This window comes from Mycobacterium rhizamassiliense (assembly GCF_900157375.1).
In the GTDB taxonomy this organism is placed as follows: domain Bacteria; phylum Actinomycetota; class Actinomycetes; order Mycobacteriales; family Mycobacteriaceae; genus Mycobacterium; species Mycobacterium rhizamassiliense.
Genome location: NZ_LT721901.1, coordinates 313,800 through 331,477 on the forward strand (window position 1 = coordinate 313,800; position 17,678 = coordinate 331,477).

The following is a 17,678-nucleotide window of genomic DNA, read 5'->3' on the forward strand; positions in this document are numbered from 1 at the left end:
AAGTGCCCGAAGAGGACCTTCGAAAACGGTGTCGTCGCGAGTAGTCATCTCAACATCATTCGCCGCAATGGTGTAAACAAAATGTCCGCAGCGACACGATTCAGTATCGCGACCGGGTAACAAAAAAGGCCCACGGTAGCCTGCACGGTGAATATGAGTACCGCAGTGGTGGTCGGCAGTGGGCCCAACGGGCTTGCCGCGGCCGTCTGCCTGGCCGCCAAGGGCGTGCAGGTCACGGTGCTCGAGGCGGCCGATCAGGTCGGCGGCGGCACCCGCAGCGGCGAGGCGATTGTTCCCGGTCTGCTGCACGACGACTGCTCGGCGATTCACCCGATGGCCGTCGGCTCGCGCTTTCTGCGCGGCTTCAATCTTCAACGGTACGGATTGTCGTGGCGGTGGCCGGAAATCGACTGCGTGCATCCCCTCGACGACGGCAGCGCCGGCGTGCTGCACCGCTCCGTGGAGCAGACGGCGGCCGGCCTCGGCAGCGACGGCACCCGGTGGCGGCTGGCGTTCGGCTATCCGGCCGCGCAGTTCGACGCGCTGTCCGAGGACATCATGGGCCCGCTGCTGCGAATGCCGCACCACCCGCTGAAGCTGGCCCGGTTCGGGGCGCCCACGGTGCTTCCGGCGTCGGCGTTCGCCCGGGTGTTCCAGACGGAGCAAGCGCGGGCGCTGTTCGGCGGCGTTGCGGCCCACGCCTTTCGGCCGCTGCACTACCCGATGACGTCGGCGATCGGGATGGGCATCCTGGTGGCCGGCCACCGGCACGGCTGGCCGGTGGCCGCGGGTGGATCGCAGGCGATCGCGACGGCCCTGGTCACGCTGCTGGGCGATTTGGGCGGCACGGTGGAGACCGGCGTGTGCGTCACGACCGCGTCGCAGCTGCCGCAGGCCGACGTCACGCTGTTCGACCTGGCGCCAAGCGCGGTCGCCGGTATCCTGGGAGGCCGCCTGCCGCAACGGGTTTCGCGATCGTTCAGTAGCTTTCGCCGCGGGCCCGGCGCATTCAAGGTCGATTTCGCCGTCGAGGGTGGGGTGCCGTGGACGAACCCCGACGCGCGCCGGGCGGGCACCGTGCACCTGGCCGGCGACTACGCCGAACTCGCCGCCACCGAGCGCGACGTCCACGCCGGGCGGATGCCGGCGCGCCCGTTCGTCTTGGTGGGCCAGCAGTATCTGGCCGATCCGCAACGCTCGGTAGGCAATACGCATCCGGTGTGGACCTACGCGCACGTCCCCAACGGCTACACCGTCGACGCGACCGAGGCGATCGTCGCCCAGATCGAACGGTTCGCGCCCGGCTTCCGAGACCGCATCGTCGGGCAGGCGGTGCGTTCGGCGACGCAGCTGGCCGCCTACAACGCCAACTACGTCGGCGGCGACATCATGACCGGCGCCAAGGACATCCGGCAGCTGGTCTTCGGGCCACGAATCACGCTGTCGCCGTACGAGGTTGGGATACCGGGCATGTACATCTGCTCGGCGGCCACCCCGCCGGGCCCCGGCGCGCACGGCATGTGCGGCGCCAACGCAGCCCACCTGGCTCTGGACTACCTGAAGCGCGCCTAGAACGTCACCACCACTTTGTCGGCCGCACCGGGGGTGCTGGCCATCTCGAGCGCCTCGCCGACGTGAGCGAATCCGATCGTGTGGCTGACGATCATCGCGTATCTCTCCCAGTTCGCGACGATGTCCTTGGTGACCTCGAAGATCTCGTCCGGGTAGCCCATGCTGCCGACGATGGTGATCTCGTTGCTCATCACGTTGACGAACTCGACGGGCACCGGTTCCTTGTGCACGCCAACGATTCCGAGCGTGGCCCCCTTCTGGGCGGCGGCCAGGGCGGTGTTGACGACGGCGGGCACGCCCGCGGCGTCGAGGTAGATGTTGGTGCCTGCGCGCCGGGAGAACCCGGAAATTCCGGACTCCCCCTCGCCGTGCAGTTCGATCAGGCGGGCGACGACGTCCTCGTCGGCGGAGTTGATGACGGCGTCGGCGCCGATCTGCAGCGCCTTGTCCAGGCGCGCGGGAATCAGGTCGACGACCACGACGTGGCTCACGCCAAGGGATTTGAAGGCCAGCGTGGCCCCCAGCCCGATCGGTCCCGCGCCGAAGATGACGACCTTGTCCGACGCCTTCGGCTTGCACTGGTTGGCACCGTGGCGGGCGACGGCCATCGGCTCGTTGAGCGCGGCGACCTCCCACGGGATGTGGCTCGGGATGACCTCGAGACTCTTTCCCCGAACGGCATTTTCGATCAACAGGAAATCGGCGAGCGCCCCGGCCGCTCCCCCGTTGCCGATGATGTTGCCCGGCGTCGCCATCGGGTTGATGACGACGTGGTCGCCGACGGCGATGCCCGACACGTTCGCGCCCACCTCGACGACCTCGCCCGCGGGCTCGTGGCCCAGGGGCGTGTGCCCCTGGCGCGGCGGGATGCCGCCGATGGTGATGTAAAAGGCGTCGGAGCCGCAGATTCCGCACGCGCGCATCGCGACCAGCACGTCGTCCGGGCCGGGCTGCGGGTGGTCGGCGTCGAGCACCTCGGCCTTGCCTGGGCCGGTGACAGTGGCCACTTTCATCGACGCCGTCATGGCGTGGCCTCCAATTCGATGTCGAAGGTGTCCAGGTATTCGGCGAAGACCGGCTGGAGCTGCTCGACGGTCAGGCCGTATTGGTCGAGGCTGTACGAGTTGAGGCCGAACACGTCCTGCGGATGCTCGGCAAGCCAATTGCGCATGCGCGCTTCGGTTTCGGCGGGCAGCGGCTCGTCGGCCCACGCGTAGAGGCGGCGCATGACGTCCACCGGGTCGCGCATCATCTCGTGGTAGTACATGTGGAAGAAGCGCTCGTCGCCGATGCGGTCGCGCGCCCGCAGCGGCCGGTCCACGTGATAGCCCATCTGCCACATGGCGTTGCGCCCCATGGCTTCCAGATCGACGGCGTCGGGTTGATGCGTCATCCCCTTCGGCAGCTTCCACAGGTTGGCCAGCGACCCCGTCGCCTTGTACGGGTCGCGGTGCGCCCACACCAGCCGCGCGTCGGGGAACACCTTCAGCAGCGCCTCGATGTGCACCGAATGCGACGGCATCTTCAGGCTCCAGGAGCCCGGCGCGGTGGATTGCAGCACCTGCAGGTAGCGCTTCTGATATTCGTAGGTGCTCGTCATGTCGGTCTCGTCGAACAGCCACTCGGAGTAGCGCGGGGTGGACAGGAACGAGTCCCAGGACAGGCCCTTGAAGTCCTGGTTGTGGATGAACATGTCCTCGGTCGGGCCGTCGGCGTCTTCCCAGTGCGGCAGAGGTACTTTCGCCTGCTTGACCATCTGAAGGATCTTGCCCTGTTCCTCCAGCAGGGCCAGGCACCGCGGGTCGGTGCGCAGCGTCTCGGTGGTGGCCGGCGGGATCGGGTCCACGCACTGCCAGTGCAGCAGCGAGCGCCGCGTGGGGTCCTGGTCGAGCAGATAGCTGATCACCGTCGTGCCGGTGCGCGGCATGCCGAGCACGACCAGGGGCCGCTCGACGGGCGCGTCCAGCACCTCGGGATGCTGCTGAATGTAGTCGTGGACCTGCATGCGCCGGCCCAGGGCGTCGGTGGCGTCGCCCAAAATGCGTTCGCGGCCGAACGGCGTGAACGCCGACGACGTGTTGAGGTCCTCCAGCATGACGACGAGCCCGTCACGCCAAGAGTCGGAATCGATTTCGGACAGGCCGGTGCGTTGCGCGGCCAGCTTGAAGACGTCGTCCGGCGTCGCGATGTTGGCTAATTCATTCACGTCGTTCATGGCCCTAAACCGTCAGGTATCCGCCGTCGACGGCGATGGTGCTGCCGGTGATGTACGACGCCGCGTCGGTACACAGGAACAGCGTCGCCCCGGCGCAGTCCTGCGGTGTTCCCGGCCTGCCCAGCGGGGTGTGGAAGCCGATCTCGACGTCCATCACCTCAGGAATTCCCATGGCGGGGTGCGTCATTCGGGTGTCGATCAGGCCGGGCGCGATGGCGTTGACCCGGATTCCGTCGTCGGCCCAGCGTCGGGACAGGTTCATCGTCAACGAGAGCAGGCCCATCTTCGAGGAGCCGTATCCGGGGACGAAGATCGCCGAGCGGAACGCCGACATCGAGACGACGCTGACGACGCTCGCACCGCCGGCGGCCTGGCTGGCCTTGAGCCGCTCGTGGCAGCGCATCGTCAACCGCATGGGGCCCAACATGTTCTGCGTCACCGACGCGACGTAGCCGTCGGGGTCGTACTCGTCGCCCGCGGGGTACGGGCCGCCCGCGTTGTTGATCAGGATATCCAGTTCGCCGAGCGACTCCGCGAGGGCGTCGACGGAGCCGGCATCCTGAATGTGGCACTGGCGATAGGTGAAGTCACCGAGGTCCACATCGTCGTAGTCGGTGGTGGATTCGCGGGTGCCGGTCACCGTGACCGCGGCGCCGGCCTTGGCGAACTCGGCGGCGATCCCGTGGCCGATGCCACTGGTGCCGCCGGTCACCAGCACATTGGCGCCGGTGAAGTCGAAGCTCAGGCGGTTCATTCGTTCGTCCTCAATTCGTTGATCGATTTGGTGAGCCAGGCTTTTTTCCAGAAGTTGTCGGTCCGGTCCAGCAGCGCCTCGTGGGCGTCGGCCGCCGCGGCGCGCGCCCCCGCGTGCGCAGGCTCGGCGGTCAGGACGAGGTCGGTCAGGTGCAGCGCCTCCACCGGCTGACCGCCTGCCAGCCGCTCGCGGGCCGCCTGCACCAGCGCGTCGGCCCCGGCGACGTTGACGACGTCGGCGGCGACCGAATTCGGTGCCACGCCGTACAACTCGGTGGTGGACCGGTGCTGGAACCAGCCGGCGTACATCTCCCAGATGGCGCGCACGTTCCACGAGGTCTGCCCGTAGCCCTCGCCGATGTCGAGGTGTTCGGGCACCTGGACCTCGCGCATCGCGGTGTACAGGTCGGCGCCGGAATTCATCAGCTCGATCGTGCGGTCGTGCACGGCCTGCATGGCGTCGCGCATCGCGGTGACTTCCTCGGCGATGCGATCGGCGCCCTCGATGGGGTCGAAGTGGCCGGTGATCAACCGCCGCGGCCCGTAGGCCAGCACCGCGTTCAGCGCCTCGATGTACAGGGCCGGGTCGCGATAGCGGTCACCGCGGATGGTCATCAGGTTCGGCACGTGTCCGAACAGCGGCCCGAACAGGTTGCCGCTGAACAGGATTCGATCCTGCGGCAGCCACACCACCGCGGCGTCGGTGGTCTCGCCCCCGGGCGTCCAGGTCAGCTCGAAGGTGCGGCCGCCGACCGTCAGTTCGTGGTGGCGGTCGAAGGTCGTGGTCGGCTCTGGGAAGGAGAAGTCGATGGTCGCGGGATCGATCGTCTTGAAATGCTCCATCACCGCGTCGGAGAACTTTCCGAAGGCGAACGACGTCTTGGGCACGCGGTAGCCCATCAGCCGTTCGTTGTCGTCGCGCCAGTACCGGTAGTTGCGATGCATCACGACGTCGGTGCCGGCGTCGCGAAGCGAGGTGACGCCGCCCCAATGATCGGCGTGGCCCTGGGAGATCAGGATGGCCCGCGTCGGCCCCGGGACCTCGGCGAACGCCTTGCGGTGCAGCGCGCCTTCGAAGATGATCCCGGAGTTGATCAGCACCCGCCCGTCGTCGGTGCCCACCGCGTAGGAGTTGGAGACCCCAGGCGACATCCAGATCCCGTCGCCCAGCGGTGTCGCGGGAGTGTCGGACGCCGCCGCGAGATCGGCCGCTCCGGGGCGCTCCCGGTGGATCCCAGTCATGACTTGCGATCCTCTACAGTTCTAGAGGTAAAGTCAATATCCATGGGACTGCAGGGTCTGACCGACAAGGTCGCCGTCGTGGTCGGCGGCGCCACCGGCATCGGCGCCGCGACGGCCACCCGACTGGGCGCGGAGGGCTGCCGGGTCGTCATCGGTGACGTCGCCGCCGACGCCGCCGCCCAGACGGCCGCGCGGATCACGGCGGCCGGCGGCACAGCCGTGCACGTCGCGTTCGACCTGGCCGAGCCGTCCTCGGTGGCCGGGCTGATGGATTCTGCCGCAACACCTTTCGACGGCATCGACCTGCTGTTCAACGTGGGCGCCGACATGGGGGCGATCCGCTCGGACACCGACGTGGTCGACATCGAATTCGACGTGTGGGATCGCGTGATGGCGGTGAATCTGCGCGGGTATGTGGCGGCGATGAAGTACGCGATCCCCCGCATGCTCGCCCGCGGCGGCGGGGCGATCGTCAACATGTCGTCGGCGGCCGCGTTCCAGGGTGAGCCGGCCCGGCCCGCGTACGCGACCGCGAAGGCCGGCATCGGCGCGCTCACCCGGCACGTCGCGTCGAGGTGGGGCAAGGAGGGCATCCGCTGCAACGCCGTCGCGCCGGGGTTCACCGCGACCGAGGCCATCCGCTCCGTGCCACAGTGGCCCGACCTGGAAGCCGGTGCGCTCAAGCGCATCCGCGGCACCCGCGTCGGCGAGCCGGCTGACATCGCCGCGCTGGTCGCCTTCCTGCTGTCCGAGGAGGGCGGCTGGATCAACGGCCAGGTCGTCAACATCGACGGTGGAACGGTCCTGCGCTGAATCATGGCGGCCAGCAACAGATCCCGCAGACGCAACGCCGACGAACGCCGGCGCGAACTCTGCGACGCGGCGATCCAGGTGCTGGCCGAGTACGGTTCACGCGGGCTGACGCACGCGCAGGTGGACCGCTACGCGAGGCTTCCCGACGGCACCACGTCGTACTACTACCGCACCCGGGCCGCCCTGTTACACGGCGTCGGTAAGCGCGTCGCCGAGATCGACATCGCCAACCTGCAGTCGGTGATCGACGCGCCGCTCGATCTCCAGTCGCCGTTCGCGCGCCTGGCCGAGCTCACCATGATGCAGGCCGACGGGCGCGGGCTGATGCTGAACCGGGCGCGGCACGAGTTGCTGCTGGGGGCGGTGCGCGACCCGGACCTGGCCGCGACATCGCAGACGTTCGTCGCGCGGATGAACGCCATGGCGCACGAGGCCATCGCGCACCTGCAGCCGGGCACCGACGATCCCGCCCTGCTGGACGCCCAGACGACGGCGGTGACCACGTTCATCGCGGGCGTGTTCACCCGATTGGCCGGCGGGGACCGCAGCATCCACGAGGCCGAGCAACTCTCCCGAATGCTGGAAGCCGTCGCCACCGCGGTGTCGCTGCAGGCCCAGCGAACTTAAGTATCCCGCGAAAACGCGTGTGTAGTCACTTGACTACACTTTACGTTATTGCCCATGAACATGAAGCGATTTTTCGCCGGCGGCGTGCTCGCCGCTGCGGGGCTGATGACGGTCGGGCTGGGCGTCAGCAGCGCGGACACCATTCAGACCGAGGGCAACTACCCGACCCGGCAGGCCTGCCAGGACGCCGGCCCCGGCGTGAGAGCATCGACGCCCGGGGGCTGGAACAACTTCTGGTGCGTTCCGGACCGCAACGTCAACGGCAACTGGAAGCTGGTTCTCAGCAACTAGTACGTGTAGAAGCCCTCGCCGGTCTTGATGCCGAGCTTGCCCGCATCGACATAGGCCTGCAACAGCTCTCGCGCGCTCGTGGGCAGGTGCGGGAACTCGCGCAGGTAGTGGTTCTCGATGTCGAGGGCCACATCCAGGCCGACCACGTCCATCATCTGAAACGGCCCGGCCAACACGCCCCAGGTGTGCTTGAACAACCCGTCGACATCCTCGGGACGGGCGACACCCTCGGCGACGACCGCCAATGACTCGCGCTTTACTGCCGCCCAGACGCGATTGAAGATGAAACCGGTGGACTCCTTGCGCACCTCGAAGGGTTGCACGCCGAATTCGGGCAGCACGGCCAGCAGGGTGTCCAGCAGGCCGCGGTCGGTTTCACCGTCCGACATCAACTCGACCGCGTTGATATCCGGTGGCATGTAGAAGTGCATGTTGCACAACCGGCTTTTGTCGTGGACGTTTTCGGCCATCAGCCGCGACGGGAGTGACGATGAGTTCGTCCCGAAGATGGTGCCCGGCTGCGCCGCGCGGTCGATCTCGCCCCATAGCGGGATCTTGACGTCGAGTCGCTCCGGGACGGATTCCACGACCAGCCACGCACCGTCCAGCGCCTCCTCGAGGGACGTCGTGCCGGTGACTTCGCCGGATTGACCTTCGGCGCGTTGCGCCAGTGCGCGCGGAAGGTTTTGCGAGACATAGTCGGTCGCCTCGGCCAGTTGTTCGGCGCGCCGCGCGTGGATCCGGACCGCTCCGCCGCGGGTGGCGAACATCAAGGCGATCCGGCGACCCAACGTCCCCGCGCCGATCACCGCGACCGGGCGGTCTTTGATGTCTTCGAAGGTGTAGGTGTACGTCACGTATGCATGCTAAGCCTTGTGCTTCATGTGCCGCTGCGCCCACCTTCGAGCGACAATCGCCGTGAGCGCACACTCATTAAATCCCTTGCGCCACTTTGGTTTCTGTGGTTTCAGGCCGGCCCTTTTTGTCGGTGGGTGGGTTTAGTTTCGGGGTATGGGCTTCGACGAGGTGGCGGACGCGGATATCGATGCGTTGAACACCGAGCAGTGCCTCGCGATGCTGGAACAATGCGAGCAGGTGCGCCGCCGGTTGCCCGCCGTCGAGCACCGGCTGATCAACAAGCTGGCCCGCGAGGCAACCCCGCAAGAACTGGGCGGCAAGGTCTCCCATGCGATCGCCGAGGCGACGCTCACCAGCCGCGCCGAGGCCGCGCGGCGGGTGCGCGAGGCCGCCGACCTGGGTGAGCGGTGCGGGCTGACGGGCGAACCGTTGGCACCCGTGCTGGCCGCGACGGCCGCAGCGCAGCGCGCGGGCCGGTTGGGTGCCGGGCAAGTCGGCGTGATTCGCCGCTTCTACCACCACCTGCCGGGCTTCATCGACGCCGACACCCGCGAGGCCGCCGAGGCGCGGCTGGCCGAGCTGGGTGCCCAATACCGTCCCGAGACCTTGGCCGGGTTAGCGCAGCATCTGATGGACTGCCTCAATCCCGACGGCAACTACACCGACGAGGACCGCGCCCGGCGACGCGGCCTGACCCTGGGCAACCAGCAGCCTGACGGCATGTCGGCGCTGCGCGGCTGGCTCACCCCTGAAGCGCGGGCGTCGCTGGAAGCGGTGCTGGCCAAGCTGGCCGCCCCCGGCATGTGCAACCCGACCGACGAAAACCCCTGTGTGGACGGCGCACCCACCGAAGACGCCATCGAACACGATGCGCGCTCCGCCGCGCACCGTAACCACGACGGATTGAACGCCGCGCTGCGCGCGGTGCTGGCCTCCGGAGAATTGGGACAGCACAATGGCCTGCCGGCCTCAATCATCGTGTCCACCACCCTGGCCGAACTCGAACAAGCCGCCGGGCGCGGCATCACCGGCGGCGGCACCCGACTGCCGATCAGCGACGTGATCCGGCTGGCCCGCCACGCGCACCACTACCTCGCGGTCTTCGACAAAGGCAAAGCCGTCGCGCTGTATCACTCCAAACGGCTGGCCTCACCCGGGCAGCGAATCGTGCTGTACGCCAAGGATCGCGGCTGCAGCGCACCCGGATGCACCGTGCCCGGCTACTACTGCGAAGTCCACCACATCACCGACTACGCAGACTGCCGCACCACCAACGCAGACAACCTCACCCTGACCTGCGGACCACACCACCGACTCCTGCAACCCCGCGGCTGGACCACCCGAAAACACCCAAGCGGCCGCACCGAATGGATACCGCCACCCCACCTCGACCGCGGCCAACCCCGCACCAACACCTACCACCACCCCGAGAAACTGCTATAGCAGCGTGATCTGCTCGGGTTCGGGCTCGGCCGGGACCAGTAACTCGGGCCCGTTGTTGCGGACGCTGTTGACCAACGTCGACACCTGCCGCAGCTCGATGTCGCGCACGTCCGGCGGGCGGACCAGTAGCTCGGGATCCAGCTCGGCGTCGGGATTAAGCCAAGCGTCCCAATCCTTTTCGGCGAGCATCAGCGGCATCCGGTCGTGCACGCCGGCCAGCTCGCCCACCGCGTCGGTCGTGATGATCGTGCAACTCAACAGCGGCGCATAGTCTTTGGCCGGCTTCCACACCGACCACAACCCGGCCATGAACACCGTGTCGCCGTCGTCACGGTGCATGAAGAACGGCGTCTTGGCCGCCTTCTTGCCCGCAGCGTTGTCCGGGTTGGGCCGCCATTCGTACCAGCCGTCCATCGGCACCAGGCAGCGCTTCGACTTGGCCGAGCCGCGGAAGGCCGGCGAGGTGGTGACCTTGTCCGCCCGGGCGTTGATCAGCAGCGGGCCCTTGTTGTCCGGGCCGCCGTCGGCGCCGGGCTTGACCCACGGCGGGATCAGCCCCCACCGCATCAGCCGCACCCGGCGCGTCGGCTCGTCCTCGGGCTCGCTGTGGCGCGACACCACGGTGGCGATGCTGGCCGTCGGGGCAACGTTGTAGTTCGGCTCCCCGGCACGCTCCGTGGTGCCGGTGGCCTCGTCGATCGCCTTGATCTTCTGCGCCAGCAGGGCCGGATCCGTCGTGACCGCAAACCGTCCACACATGCTTTCCATGGTGCCTGGTATCCACGACACCCGCCGACACGGCAGGATGAAGCAGGTGAGCGGAACCCCATACTGGACGGCCCCACGTGCGACGACGCCCGTGCGCGCGACCGTCACGGTCCCGGGTTCGAAGTCGCAGACCAACCGCACGCTGCTGCTGGCGGGGCTGGCGGCCGCGCAGGGACAGGGCTCGTCCACGATCAGCGGCGCGCTGCGCAGCCGCGATACCGACCTGATGATCGGCGCGCTGCGGACGCTGGGGCTGCGCGTCGACGGCGCCGCCGCCGAGCTGACGGTGAGCGGCGGCATCGCCCCCGCGCCCGGGGCACGCATCGACACCGGGCTGGCCGGCACGGTGCTGCGGTTCGTTCCGCCGCTGGCCGCGCTGGCCGATACCGAGATGGAGTTCGACGGCGACGAGCAGGCCCGCGCCCGGCCCATCGCGCCGCTGCTCAATGCGCTGCGCGACCTGGGCGTGCGGATCGACGGCGACGGCCTGCCGTTCCGGGTGCTGGGCGCGGGCTCGATCGCGGGCGGCACCGTGGCCATCGACGCGTCGGCGTCGTCGCAGTTCGTGTCAGGTCTGCTGCTGTGCGGGGCGTCGTTCGGCAACGGGCTGACCGTGCAGCACACCGGCTCGACGGTGCCCTCGGCGCCGCACATCGCGATGACGGTGGTGATGCTGCGCCAGGCCGGGGTCGACGTCGACGATTCGGTCCCCAACCGTTGGCAGGTGCGGGCCGGCACGGTCGCCGCGCGGCATTGGGACGTCGAGCCCGATCTGACGAACGCAGTGCCGTTCCTGGCGGCGGCCGTGGTCAGCGGCGGGGCGGTCCGCATCACCGGTTGGCCGCAGACCAGCGTGCAGCCAGCCGACGACATCCTGCGCGTGCTGGGAAAGCTGAATGCCGTTGTCGAACAAGGTGATTCATCGCTAGAGGTGCGGGGGTCGGCGGACTACGCCGGCTTCGACGTCGACCTGCGCGACGTCGGTGAGCTCGCGCCGTCGGTGGCGGCGTTGGCCGCTCTGGCGGCGCCCGGGTCGGTGTCACGGCTTTCCGGCATCGCGCACTTGCGGGGCCACGAAACCGACCGGCTCGCCGCGCTGAGCGCCGAGATCAACCGGCTGGGCGGCGACTGCCAGGAGACGCCCGACGGCCTGGTGATCACCGCGACCCCGTTGCGGGCCGGCCTGTGGCGCGCCTACGCCGATCACCGAATGGCGATGGCCGGAGCCATCATCGGGCTGCGGGTCGACGGCGTCGAGGTCGACGACATCGGCGCCACCAGCAAGACGCTGCCGGAATTCCCGCAGCTGTGGGCCGACATGCTGGAGTCCAGCGGTTGAGGCCGGGCGACTACGACGAATCCGACGTCAAAGTCCGGTCCGGCCGGGGCTCACGGCCCCGGACCAAGACCCGCCCTGAGCATGCCGACGCCGAAGCGGCGATGGTGGTCAGCGTCGACCGCGGCCGCTGGGGTTGCGTGCTCGGCGGCCAACCCGATCGCCGGGTCACCGCGATGCGGGCCCGCGAGCTGGGCCGTACGCCGATCGTCGTCGGTGACGATGTCGACATCGTCGGCGACCTGTCCGGGCGGACGGACACCCTGGCCCGCATCGTGCGCCGGGCGGAACGGCGAACGGTGTTGCGGCGCACCGCCGATGACACCGATCCCACCGAGCGCGTGGTCGTCGCCAACGCCGATCAATTGCTCATCGTGGTGGCCCTCGCCGATCCGCCGCCGCGCACCGGGCTGGTCGACCGGGCGCTGATCGCGGCGTACGCGGGCGGGCTGACCCCGATCCTGTGCCTGACGAAGACGGACCTCGCCCCGCCCGGGCCGTTCGCCAAGCAATTCGCCGACCTGGACCTGACCGTCGTCGAGGCGGGCCGTGACGATCCCCTGCTGGCCGTGGCCGACCTGCTGGTCGACAAGATGACGGTGCTGCTCGGGCATTCCGGGGTGGGCAAGTCGACGCTGGTGAATCGCCTTGTGCCCGAGGCGGATCGGGCCGTCGGCGAAGTCACCGATATCGGTCGCGGCAGGCACACCTCGACGCAGTCCGTCGCGCTACCCCTGGAGACTGCCGGGTCGGGCTGGGTGATCGACACCCCGGGCATCCGCTCGTTCGGGCTGGCCCACATTCAGCCCGACGACGTGATGCTGGCGTTCTCGGATCTGGCCGAGGCGGTGCAGGATTGCCCGCGCGGCTGCGGCCACATGGGACCACCGGCCGACCCCGAATGCGCGCTGGACGCGCTGACCGGACCGGCCGCGCGTCGCGTCGCCGCGGCCCGGCGACTGCTCGCCGCGCTCAGGGAGACTTAGCCAGCCGCATGCCGAGCTCGTCGGGCGGCACCAAATGTCCTTCGGCGCAGCGGATCTCGACACTCGCCTCGGCGCCACAGCCAACGTGAGTCAGCCGCAGCCGGTGCCGTCCGGGCAGGTGGTTTCGCCCCCACTCGAACAGCGACCACACCACCGGCATGAAGTCGACGCCGGCCTCGGTCAGCACGTATTCCTCGCGGCCGCGCTGCCCCGGCTCCCGATAGGGCCGCCGCTCCAGTAGCCCGAGGTCGACCAGCTCGTTCAGCCGCGCGGAGGTGGCCGCCTTGGTGATGCCGACCCGGCGGGCGAAGTCATCGAACCGCGTGGTGCCGTAGTAGGCCTCGCGCATGATCAGCATCGCGGACTTGGTGCCCAGCACCGCCATCGCCTTTTCGATCGCGCAATGACCTACCGACGACCATTTGTCCCGGTCCGCCAGGGCGCCTTGCAGAAATGTCACCTAGATCACCTCCCGTCTGGGTTGATTTTAGTATACCCAGGCGTTTTGCTAGGTATATCGAGTAATACTCAGACTCAAGGAGGAGTCATGACCAGCTTCCCGTCTAGTTTTGCGGGCCGCGATGCGGTGATCGTCGGAGCCGTTCGCACCCCGATCGGCAAGGGCAAGGCCAGCGGCGCGCTGCACGACGTGCTGCCCGCCGACCTGCTGGCGCACAGCCTGCGCGAACTGGTCGCACGGACCGGCGTGGACCCGGCGCAGGTCGACGACGTGATCGCCGGTGCGGTGACGCAGGTCAACGACCAGGCGGCCAACATCGCCCGCAATGCGCTGCTCGGCGCGGGTTTCCCGGAGTCGGTTCCCGGTGTCACGATCGACCGGCAGTGCGGCAGCAGCCAGCAGGCCATCAGCTTCGCGGCCCAGGGCGTGCTCGCCGGGGCGTATGACCTCGTGATCGCCGGCGGCGTGGAGTCGATGAGCCGCGTCCCGATGGGCAGCCAGGTGCAACCCGGCGCCAACCCGATGGGCGAGGACATGACGCGCCGCTACCCCGACGGCCTGGTGCCCCAGGGCATCAGCGCCGAGTTGATCGCCGCCAAGTGGGGCCTGTCGCGCGCCCAGCTCGACGAGTTCTCCGCCGAGAGTCACAACCGGGCCGCCCGCGCCACCAAGGACGGACTGTTCGACAACGAGCTGATCCCGATCGCCGGGCTACAGACCGACGAGATCATCAGGCCCGCCACCACGGTGGAGACCTTGGCGACGCTGCAGCCCGCGTTCTACAGCGAAGCTATGAAAGAGCGTTTCCCCCAAATCAATTGGGAGATCACGCCCGGCAACTCGTCGCCGCTTTCGGACGGCAGCGCCGCGGTGTTGATCACCACCAGCGAGGTGGCCAAGAAGCTGGGCCTGCGCCCGCTGGCGCGCATCCACACCACCACGGTCGTGGGCTCCGACCCGCTGTACATGCTGACCGGCGTCATCCCGGCGACCGAAAAGGTTTTGCAGCGTGCGGGATTGACGCTCGCAGACATCGACCTGTTCGAGGTGAACGAGGCGTTCGCGCCTGTCGTCCTGTCGTGGGCGCAGGACACCGGGGCCGATCTGGCCAAGACCAACGTCAACGGCGGCGCCATCGCGATCGGGCACCCGCTGGGCGCCAGCGGTGCTCGCATCATGACCACGCTGGTCAACGCCCTCGAACAGCGCGGCGGCCGCTACGGCCTGCAGACGATGTGTGAGGGCGGCGGCATGGCCAACGCCACCATCATCGAGCGACTCGGCTAGAAAGTGCAACGACGATGTCCGTAATACGCGCGGCCGCGGTGCAACTCAGCCCGGTGCTGTACAGCCGGGAGGGAACGGTCGAAAAGGTTGTCAACAAGATTGCGGAGCTGGGCACCCAAGGTGTCCAGCTCGCAGTCTTTCCGGAGACGATCGTCCCCTACTATCCGTATTTCTCCTTCATCCAGCGCCCGTTCGAGATGCGGCCGACCGAACACCTCAGGCTGATGGAGCAGGCCGTGACGATACCGTCGCCGGCAACCGAAGCGGTCGGTGCGGCGGCCCGCGCGGCGAAGATGGTGGTGTCCATCGGGGTCACCGAGCGCGACGGCGGCTCGCTGTACAACACGCAACTGTTGTTCGACGCCGACGGCACCTTGTTGCAGCGTCGGCGCAAGATCATGCCGACCTACCACGAACGCATGATCTGGGGCCAAGGCGACGGCAGCGGCCTGCGCGCCGTCGCCAGCGCAGTCGGAACCATCGGTCAGTTGGCGTGCTACGAGCATTTCAACCCGCTGGCGCGTTACGCTCTGATCGCTGACGGCGAGCAGATCCACTCGGCCATGTGGCCGGGATCGTTTGGCGGCGAACTGTTTGCGCAGCAGATGGAGGTCAGCGTGCGCAATCACGCGCTGGAGTCCGGCGCCTTCGTCGTGAACGCGACGGGCTGGCTCGACCCCGATCAGCAGGCGCAGATCATGGCCGACACGGGTGGCCCGATCGGCCCGATCTCGGGTGGCAACTTCACCGCGATCATCACGCCGCAGGGTGTGGTTTTGGGCGAGCCGCTGCGCTCGGGCGAGGGCGAAGTGATAGCCGACCTCGACTTGTCGCTGATCGACGGCCGCAAGGCCCTGATGGACGCCGTGGGCCACTACAGCCGGCCCGACCTGCTCAGCCTCGTGGTCGATCGCACACCCCACCCACAGGTGCACGAGCGCGTCGAAATTCCAAAGAGCACCGAGATCGAGGAGGCCGAATATGTCCGCGTCTAAGCCACACGAAACTCATTTCGACGGCGTGCGGGTCCGCTACGACAGCGACAAGAGCTACGACGAATTGGTCGCCGCGCTACTGGCCGACATCGGCGAAAAGCCGGTCCCGATCGACGATTTCTCCAAGGCGTACGACAGCTGGGAGGCGTATCAGAAGGCGGTGGAACCTCACGTCGGGCCGAGCGGATTCATGCTGTTCGCTACGTTGAACCACGGCGGGTGGATCACGAAGACCGGCATCGAGCGCAAGGTGCTGCGCGTCATCCTCGGCAACCCGCTGATCGCCATCACCATGCTGCGCCACGACGTGACCGCGGGCCTGTTCGCCCCGGTCGAGCTCTTGATCACCGACGAGGGCGCTGGCAGCAGCCTGACCTACGTCACGCCGTCGTCGCTGATGGTCGTCGAGCCCAATCCGGAATTGCTCAGCGCGGCAGAGGAACTCGACGCCAAGTTCGCGGCGCTGGCCGCGAAGGTGACCAGCGGCTAGGCGGCGTCGCCGAAACGCCTTGCGTGAGCGCATAACTCGCTGCGGTGCTAGTAGTGGGAAAGTTGCTGCACGCCTTTCCAGATTCCGTCGGGGGCCATTGGCGTCGGCAGTCCGGTGCCCAGAGGTACGCCGAGGATGTAGGCCAAGCGGGTTTGACCGTTCGACGGGGTTGAGGGCGTGGTCATGGACAGGAATTATGGCATCGCCCCGGAGCCTTATCGATTAACTGCCCGCCCCCTCAACCCTAGAGTCGGATAAGTGGCAGTCTACTGTCGCTTATCGCTTGCTCGACGCGCATAAGGGGGAACGATGACGCCCGTCAGCACTTCTAGCCCGAGTGTGTTCGACGCGGGCTTGCCGACCATCGCCTATGACGTCACCGCAACTCCCGCGGAGGTCTATCCGCGGCTGCTGGAAGCGCAGGCGCTGGCGCCGATCGTGCTGGGGCCGTTTGGGCCCGAGGTGCTGTCGTATGAGCTGGCGCGAACCGTGCTTCGGGACAACCGGTTTCAGATCCCACCCGGCTACATTCTCGCCGTCCAGGGCATCACCGCCGGGCCCCTGTGGGACAAGGTCGGCGAATCGCTGCTGGGCATGGACGGCGCCGCACACCAGCGGGTCCGCAGCGTCGTGTCGAAGGCGTTCACCCCCCGCGCGGTCGAGCGACTGCACGCCACCATTACCGAGATGATCGATGACATCGTCGAGCCGGTCAGCCGCCGCGGCCACTGCGACGTCGTCACCGACATCGCGCGCCCTTACCCCGTACCGATCATCTGCGCACTGCTCGGTGCGCCACGGGAAGACTGGGAACAGTTCTCGCTGTGGACGGACGAGATCTTCAAGGCATTCACCTTCCCCTTCACTCCCGACGGCGAGCCCGAGGTGATGCGCAACTGGGGCGAACTCGACGACTACGTCGACGAGATGGTCGCCCGCCGACGCCACACCCTGACCGACGATCTACTCTCCGACCTGATCCGCGCCGAACACGATGGCGACCGGCTCGACAGCGGCGAGCTGCGCATGATGGCGGCGGCCCTGTTGATGGCGGGCACCGACACCACGCGCAACCAGGTCGCCGCATCCCTCGACGCGCTCTGCGACCATCCCGACCAGTGGAAGCTGTTGCGGGACAAGCCCGAATTGGCGATGTCGGCGGTGAACGAGACGATGCGTTACGCCCCGATATCGAACTCCTTGTTGCGCGTCGCCGCCGAGGACGTCGAACTCGCCGGGGTGAGGTTCCCCGCGGGCACGATGGTCTTCGTGAATACCGCTGCGGCCAACCGCGATCCGGCGGTTTACGAACACGCCGATCGCCTGGACATCACCCGCGAGGTATCGCCGCCGATACTGAGCTTTAGCGCGGGCATGCATTTCTGCCTCGGGGCCAACCTGGCGCGGCTGGAAATCGCCGAAGCCCTCAAGACCGTCACCGGCCGGATTTCGAACCCCCGCCGAACCGGGCCCGCGCCGTGGAAGCCGCTTTTCGGGCTGAGCGGCCCGACGAGCCTGCCGATCGCGTTCGACGTCTGACGC

19 protein-coding genes are annotated in these 17,678 nt (G+C 68.0%); 11 read left to right on the forward strand and 8 right to left on the reverse strand.

The features are described from left to right. The first annotated feature begins 153 nt into the window (after positions 1-153). Positions 154-1,572 carry a phytoene desaturase family protein gene (locus MRAB57_RS01575; protein ID WP_077085993.1) on the forward strand — a complete coding sequence of 473 codons (1,419 nt, stop codon included), beginning with the start codon at positions 154-156 and terminating at the stop codon, positions 1,570-1,572. On the opposite strand, the gene MRAB57_RS01580 is transcribed toward MRAB57_RS01575, so the two are convergent. The 4 genes from MRAB57_RS01580 to MRAB57_RS01595 are packed head-to-tail and all read right to left on the reverse strand — an operon-like array spanning position 1,569 to position 5,782. Beyond that, positions 1,569-2,585: a zinc-dependent alcohol dehydrogenase gene (locus tag MRAB57_RS01580; protein ID WP_077090324.1), complete on the reverse strand. Its 1,017-nt coding sequence runs from the start codon at positions 2,583-2,585 to the stop codon at positions 1,569-1,571. The two genes, MRAB57_RS01575 and MRAB57_RS01580, sit on opposite strands and share 4 nt — an antisense overlap. A gap of 8 nt (positions 2,586-2,593) precedes the next feature. Then, positions 2,594-3,787, reverse strand: a complete 1,194-nt coding sequence (locus MRAB57_RS01585; protein WP_077085994.1) for a sulfotransferase family protein — start codon at positions 3,785-3,787, stop codon at positions 2,594-2,596. Positions 3,788-3,791: 4 nt separating this feature from the next. After that, positions 3,792-4,541: an SDR family NAD(P)-dependent oxidoreductase gene (locus MRAB57_RS01590; protein ID WP_077085995.1), complete on the reverse strand. Its 750-nt coding sequence runs from the start codon at positions 4,539-4,541 to the stop codon at positions 3,792-3,794. Continuing rightward, positions 4,538-5,782, reverse strand: a complete 1,245-nt coding sequence (locus MRAB57_RS01595; RefSeq protein ID WP_077085996.1) for an alkyl sulfatase dimerization domain-containing protein — start codon at positions 5,780-5,782, stop codon at positions 4,538-4,540. Before MRAB57_RS01595 ends, MRAB57_RS01590 begins: the two co-directional genes overlap by 4 nt. A gap of 42 nt (positions 5,783-5,824) precedes the next feature. Between MRAB57_RS01595 and MRAB57_RS01600 the strand changes: the two genes are divergently transcribed. Genes MRAB57_RS01600 through MRAB57_RS01610 form a run of 3 tightly spaced genes read left to right on the forward strand, consistent with a single transcriptional unit; the run spans position 5,825 to position 7,513 of the window. Continuing rightward, positions 5,825-6,595: an SDR family NAD(P)-dependent oxidoreductase gene (locus MRAB57_RS01600; protein WP_077085997.1), complete on the forward strand. Its 771-nt coding sequence runs from the start codon at positions 5,825-5,827 to the stop codon at positions 6,593-6,595. 3 nt (positions 6,596-6,598) lie between these two features. Further along, complete coding sequence (locus tag MRAB57_RS01605) at positions 6,599-7,222, forward strand: TetR/AcrR family transcriptional regulator (RefSeq protein WP_077085998.1); 624 nt, start codon at positions 6,599-6,601, stop codon at positions 7,220-7,222. 54 nt (positions 7,223-7,276) lie between these two features. After that, positions 7,277-7,513 (forward strand): hypothetical protein, encoded by a 237-nt coding sequence (locus tag MRAB57_RS01610; protein ID WP_077085999.1) that lies wholly within the window; start codon positions 7,277-7,279, stop codon positions 7,511-7,513. On the opposite strand, the gene MRAB57_RS01615 is transcribed toward MRAB57_RS01610, so the two are convergent. Beyond that, the gene (locus MRAB57_RS01615; RefSeq protein ID WP_077086000.1) at positions 7,510-8,370 is read right to left on the reverse strand and encodes a 3-hydroxyacyl-CoA dehydrogenase family protein; all 861 of its coding nucleotides are present in this window, start codon (positions 8,368-8,370) and stop codon (positions 7,510-7,512) included. The two genes, MRAB57_RS01610 and MRAB57_RS01615, sit on opposite strands and share 4 nt — an antisense overlap. Before the next feature lie 154 nt (positions 8,371-8,524). Here MRAB57_RS01615 and MRAB57_RS01620 point away from each other — a divergent pair, with 154 nt between their 5' ends. Beyond that, entirely contained in the window at positions 8,525-9,814 is a 1,290-nt protein-coding gene (locus tag MRAB57_RS01620) for an HNH endonuclease signature motif containing protein (RefSeq protein WP_077086001.1), read from the forward strand. Here MRAB57_RS01620 and MRAB57_RS01625 read toward each other — a convergent pair. Then, positions 9,809-10,573: an SOS response-associated peptidase gene (locus MRAB57_RS01625; RefSeq protein ID WP_077090325.1), complete on the reverse strand. Its 765-nt coding sequence runs from the start codon at positions 10,571-10,573 to the stop codon at positions 9,809-9,811. The two genes, MRAB57_RS01620 and MRAB57_RS01625, sit on opposite strands and share 6 nt — an antisense overlap. 55 nt (positions 10,574-10,628) lie before the next feature. Here MRAB57_RS01625 and aroA point away from each other — a divergent pair, with 55 nt between their 5' ends. Beyond that, the gene (gene aroA / locus MRAB57_RS01630; RefSeq protein WP_245835791.1) at positions 10,629-11,921 is read left to right on the forward strand and encodes a 3-phosphoshikimate 1-carboxyvinyltransferase; all 1,293 of its coding nucleotides are present in this window, start codon (positions 10,629-10,631) and stop codon (positions 11,919-11,921) included. Further along, a complete protein-coding gene (rsgA, locus tag MRAB57_RS01635; protein ID WP_077086003.1) occupies positions 11,918-12,904 on the forward strand; it encodes a ribosome small subunit-dependent GTPase A in 987 nt (328 codons plus the stop codon). The genes aroA and rsgA overlap by 4 nt, the downstream gene beginning before the upstream one ends. On the opposite strand, the gene MRAB57_RS01640 is transcribed toward rsgA, so the two are convergent. Continuing rightward, positions 12,891-13,364 carry a winged helix-turn-helix transcriptional regulator gene (locus MRAB57_RS01640; RefSeq protein ID WP_077086004.1) on the reverse strand — a complete coding sequence of 158 codons (474 nt, stop codon included), beginning with the start codon at positions 13,362-13,364 and terminating at the stop codon, positions 12,891-12,893. The genes rsgA and MRAB57_RS01640 overlap by 14 nt on opposite strands. An 87-nt stretch (positions 13,365-13,451) precedes the next feature. Between MRAB57_RS01640 and MRAB57_RS01645 the strand changes: the two genes are divergently transcribed. The 3 genes from MRAB57_RS01645 to MRAB57_RS01655 are packed head-to-tail and all read left to right on the forward strand — an operon-like array spanning position 13,452 to position 16,136. Beyond that, complete coding sequence (locus MRAB57_RS01645; RefSeq protein ID WP_077086005.1) at positions 13,452-14,651, forward strand: thiolase family protein; 1,200 nt, start codon at positions 13,452-13,454, stop codon at positions 14,649-14,651. Between the two features lie 14 nt (positions 14,652-14,665). Further along, positions 14,666-15,646: a carbon-nitrogen hydrolase family protein gene (locus MRAB57_RS01650; RefSeq protein ID WP_077086006.1), complete on the forward strand. Its 981-nt coding sequence runs from the start codon at positions 14,666-14,668 to the stop codon at positions 15,644-15,646. Next, positions 15,633-16,136 (forward strand): DUF302 domain-containing protein, encoded by a 504-nt coding sequence (locus MRAB57_RS01655; RefSeq protein WP_077086007.1) that lies wholly within the window; start codon positions 15,633-15,635, stop codon positions 16,134-16,136. The genes MRAB57_RS01650 and MRAB57_RS01655 overlap by 14 nt, the downstream gene beginning before the upstream one ends. A 47-nt stretch (positions 16,137-16,183) precedes the next feature. Here MRAB57_RS01655 and MRAB57_RS28435 read toward each other — a convergent pair whose 3' ends face one another. Beyond that, positions 16,184-16,321: a hypothetical protein gene (locus MRAB57_RS28435; RefSeq protein WP_157900549.1), complete on the reverse strand. Its 138-nt coding sequence runs from the start codon at positions 16,319-16,321 to the stop codon at positions 16,184-16,186. A 124-nt stretch (positions 16,322-16,445) separates the two neighbouring features. On the opposite strand from MRAB57_RS28435, the gene MRAB57_RS01660 reads away from it, so the two are divergent. Further along, positions 16,446-17,675 carry a cytochrome P450 gene (locus MRAB57_RS01660; protein ID WP_077086008.1) on the forward strand — a complete coding sequence of 410 codons (1,230 nt, stop codon included), beginning with the start codon at positions 16,446-16,448 and terminating at the stop codon, positions 17,673-17,675. Positions 17,676-17,678: the final 3 nt, after the last annotated feature.